We start from the raw sequence: 3,865 nt of genomic DNA, 5'->3' as shown, positions 1-3,865 counted from the left end.
GGGGGGGAGTAGTCTCCCTCAGGGCCGAAGTTCCGGGTCTTTTTCCCCTAAAAAAAACCGGGGGAGGAAAAACTCCCCGGGTCCCCCCCCGTACGGTACGGCACGCGCCCAGGCAGCGGTGTGTCAGAACGCGGACTTCGACGCGCTGACGACCACGCACTCCTTGTACTCGCTGCCGTCGCCCTTGCCCGTGTACGGCGTGGTGGCCTCGGCCTTGGCGGACGCGCCCTTCGCGACCTTGAGGCCGGTCACCTTGGCGATCGCGAGGTTCGCGTTCGAGGTGGCGTCACCGCGGAACTTCATGGTGATGTCGTACGTGTAGTCCAGCGCGCCGCTGTTGGTGACGGTGAGTCGGGCGACCAGGTTCTTGCCCTCCAGCTTGCACCCGTCGATCCGGATGTCCCGCTCGGCCTTGTCGCCGCGGCTGGAGCCGTTCGGGACGGAGGTGCCGCCCGTGCCGCCCGTGGTGACGGTGACGTCGGTGTCCTGGTTGCCGCCCGTGGTGCTGCTGCCGCTGGTGCTGCCGGAGCTGCCAGAGCTGCCGGAGCTGCTGGAGTTCGAGCTGGAGCCGTGGCCGCCGCCGCAGCTCGCGCCGTGGGAACCGCGGGCTCCGGTGAGGGCGAAGACTGCGATACCGAAGACGGCGACAGCGCGGACATGGCGAAGCTTCACGTTTCAACCCCCGTTGAAATGGCAATGGATAAAGGCCCTGTCTTGACGGGCGCACGTCACCCTAGCAGTGGACGGGGATCGTCCGCTTCACAGATCGGTCTCAAAGCGCCGGGGCAAGCCCGCAGCAGGGGCATCCGGTAACGGGCCGCTCCCCGCCGCCCCAGTCCGCTTGGCCTCTGCCCACTCTCGTCGAACGCCACCTGCCCCTCCCTCGGTGTACAGCACAACCGGATTCCCCTGACAACGGGGTCCGACAGGGCAGTTCAACGATTCATGGCCAGCTCGGCGACGACGGTCTTGCCGACGGGCGGGCGGTCGCGGACCTCCCAGCGGGTGGCCACGGCCTGTACGAGGAGGAGGCCGCGGCCCGTGTCGTCGAGCGGCGCGGGCGCGGTGGCCGCGCCGCCCGGGGCCGGGGGACGGCGTTCGCCTCGGGTGTCGGAGACCTCGATGCGGAGCGCGTCCGCGCCGAGCGTGAGCACGAGTTCGAAGTTCCGGCCGGGCACCCGGCCGTGGGTGACGGCGTTCGCGGTGAGTTCGGCCAGTACGAGGGCGGCGGCGTCGGAGGTGTCGCTGCCGGCCGGAACGCCCCAGGTGTGCAGCTCGTAGAGGGCCAGGCACCGGGCGAGCCGGGCTCCGCGCCGGGTGGAGCTGAACTGCTGGGAGAACACACGTACGGTGACCGGCGTCTGCCGGGTCTGCTGTGCAGGAGGTGGCGTCATGGCCCCAATGTGGCGGCGGGAGTCGGCGTTCACCAGGGCCGCGGCGCGTACGCTCGGTCAGCGTACGCGCACGAAGGGTGGACAGTACGCGTCACCGAGCGTGAGCATGGGTCCGTCGGGAGCGTTACGGAAGCACGTGCGCGGGAGGTGGCCTGGGATGGCCTACGAGAACACGGACGAGGGCGGTACGGACGGGGAGTCGGGCGGCGGCTGCGACCCGACCGGCGGGGAACCGGAGGCGTCGGACAGTCTGCGCACCTTCGGGGCAGTCGTCCAGGCCCTGCGGGAGCATGCGGGGCTAGGCCGGGAGGAGTTCGGGGAGCGGGTCCGCTTCTCGAAGCACACGGTGGCCTCGGTCGAACAGGGGCGGCGCATGCCGGATCCGGATTTCGTGGAGCGGGCGGAGGATGCGCTCGGCAACACGGGCGCGCTGCGGCGGGCGGCCCGCCACCTGTCCCGCCAGCCGGGGCTGGCGAGTTGGTTCCGGCGGTGGGCGCGGCTGGAGTTGCTGGCGGTGACCCTGTACACGTACGAGTGCCGCATGATTCCGGGCCTCTTGCAGCCGGAGTCGTACGCGCGCACGCTGTTCGTGGACCAGGTGCCGCCGCTCAGCGACCAGCAGATCGAGGCCCAGTGGACGGCGCGGGCGAAACGGCAGCGGCTGCTGAGGGAACGCCCGAACACGACGTTCGGGTTCATCCTGGAGGAGCACCTGTTCCGGCGGAAGACGGGTGGGGTGGAGGTGACCCGGGAGCTCATCGACCACGTGCTGGAGGTCGCGGAGCTGCGGAACGTGGAGCTCCAGGTGATGCCGCTGGAGCGGCCGTCGCATGCGGGGCTGCACGGACCGATGCGGCTGTTGGAGACACCGGAGCCGCGCTGGTTCGCGTATTGCGAGGGGCAGGAACACGGCCAGTTCATCGCCGATCCCAAGGTGGTCAGCACGCTCCAGCGCCGATATGCCAGGATGCGGGCACAGGCCCTCTCCCTGGAGGACTCCGTGGGCCTGCTGCGGGAGATCCGAGGAGCGCTATGAGCACGGAAGAACTGGCCTGGTTCAAGAGCAGCTACAGCGGCGGTGACGGGGACAGCTGCGTCGAAGTGGCCCTCTCCTGGCACAAGTCCAGCTACAGCAGCGGCTCCGGCGACGACTGCGTGGAGGTTGCCGCCTGCCCCTCGGCCGTCCACGTCCGGGACTCCAAGGACCGGCACGGCCCGCGGCTGACCCTCTCCCCCACCGCATGGGCCGGCTTCGTGGCGTACGCGCCCGAGGCGTGACCCCGCGGTCCTGGTGAGGTGCTACGCCCCCGGAACCTTCCGGGGGCGTAGCCGACATGCGTTCGACGTGCCGCCAACGCCGGTGATGTCGGAGGCGGGGGCCGCACCTACGGGGCGCAGTATCAGTCCGGGCTGAGGTATTCCGTCAGGCCCACTCGTTCGATTGCCTCGAAGACGACAGGGCTGATCGATGCGGCAATCGCACCACCAATTGCCCCCAGAACAGCAACTGTCGCGTCGTCCATGCCTGAAACGCTGTGAAGACCTGCATATGCGCCGAGGACTGCGCCAACCATCGCCTGTCCCTGGGATTCGGGACCGCCCCTTGCCGCCGCTTGCTCGACGAGGCCCGCGATCGCTACCGCGAGGGCGCTGGCACCGGCCCGCTGCTTGATCTTGGTTGACTGGTCGGTGACATCGACGTCCTTGAAGGCGAGGCGACCGAGCTCACGCAAATCCTCGACTTCCTCCTGCGTGAGGCCGGCAGTGGTCAGCCGCAGGAGGTGGTAGTGCAACCTTCCTTGCTGCACGTCGCCGTGGATGAAGCTGTCCGCGAAGCGGAAATGTGCACCAGCCTCGCGAGAAACCTCCTCGGCCATGCCCATAGAGGTTCGCCACCTTTCGTCAACCGCTCAGAAACACCAGGTAACGGGCCGTGCGTCGACGCAAACGCCGGCGTACGGCCCGTTACGGAAGAGTCAGGATCCGCAGCCCCCCGTGGCCGATCGACCCCTCGATCAGTTGGTGATGCGATCCAGGGCGGCGTCGCCCGACTCGCTCTTGTACGACAGCAGGTACGACATACCGCTCGCCTGGAGGGGGACGAGCGAGGTCCACCCTGACGTCCAGGTGGTACGCCAGTCCTCTGTCAGGTTCCCGTTCGGGTGGACCAGATCGCTGGCGGCGGCGCCCGATCCGTTCTTGTACGACAGCAGGAACGACGACCCGTTCACCCCGATAGGAACGAGCGAAGTCCAACCCTGCGTCCACTCCTGACGCCAGACCTCAGCCAGACCACCATTCCCATCAACACGATCCAGAGCCGCAGCACCCGACCCACTCTTGTACGACAGCAGGAACGACGACCCGTTCACCTCGATAGGAACGAGCGAAGTCCAACCCTGCGTCCACTCCTGACGCCAGACCTCAGCCAGACCACCATTCCCATCAACACGATCCAGAGCCGCAGCACC

6 protein-coding genes are annotated in these 3,865 nt (G+C 68.4%); 2 read left to right on the top strand and 4 right to left on the bottom strand.

What is annotated here, in order from left to right:
* Positions 1-123 precede the first annotated feature (123 nt).
* Together AC068A_RS12245 and AC068A_RS12240 are read right to left on the bottom strand one after the other, a co-directional pair.
* Positions 124-672, bottom strand: a complete 549-nt coding sequence (locus AC068A_RS12245; protein ID WP_478584036.1) for a hypothetical protein — start codon at positions 670-672, stop codon at positions 124-126.
* A 263-nt stretch (positions 673-935) separates the two neighbouring features.
* Entirely contained in the window at positions 936-1,394 is a 459-nt protein-coding gene (locus tag AC068A_RS12240; RefSeq protein ID WP_478584034.1) for an ATP-binding protein, read from the bottom strand.
* A gap of 157 nt (positions 1,395-1,551) precedes the next feature.
* Here AC068A_RS12240 and AC068A_RS12235 point away from each other — a divergent pair, with 157 nt between their 5' ends.
* Together AC068A_RS12235 and AC068A_RS12230 are read left to right on the top strand one after the other, a co-directional pair.
* A complete protein-coding gene (locus AC068A_RS12235) occupies positions 1,552-2,430 on the top strand; it encodes a helix-turn-helix domain-containing protein (RefSeq protein WP_478584032.1) in 879 nt (292 codons plus the stop codon).
* The gene (locus AC068A_RS12230) at positions 2,427-2,672 is read left to right on the top strand and encodes a DUF397 domain-containing protein (protein WP_478584030.1); all 246 of its coding nucleotides are present in this window, start codon (positions 2,427-2,429) and stop codon (positions 2,670-2,672) included. Before AC068A_RS12235 ends, AC068A_RS12230 begins: the two co-directional genes overlap by 4 nt.
* A 122-nt stretch (positions 2,673-2,794) precedes the next feature.
* Here the strand turns inward: AC068A_RS12230 and AC068A_RS12225 are convergent, their stop codons facing one another.
* Together AC068A_RS12225 and AC068A_RS12220 are read right to left on the bottom strand one after the other, a co-directional pair.
* Entirely contained in the window at positions 2,795-3,277 is a 483-nt protein-coding gene (locus AC068A_RS12225) for a hypothetical protein (protein ID WP_478584029.1), read from the bottom strand.
* Between the two features lie 132 nt (positions 3,278-3,409).
* A partial coding sequence (locus AC068A_RS12220) for a hypothetical protein (protein ID WP_478584027.1) occupies positions 3,410-3,865 on the bottom strand: 456 nt, incomplete at its 5' end.

The sequence above is a fragment of the Streptomyces sp. NPDC043854 genome, from assembly GCF_056436005.1.
The sequence above is the reverse complement of the archived record's forward strand: the minus strand, read 5'-3'. Positions and strand labels throughout refer to the sequence as shown.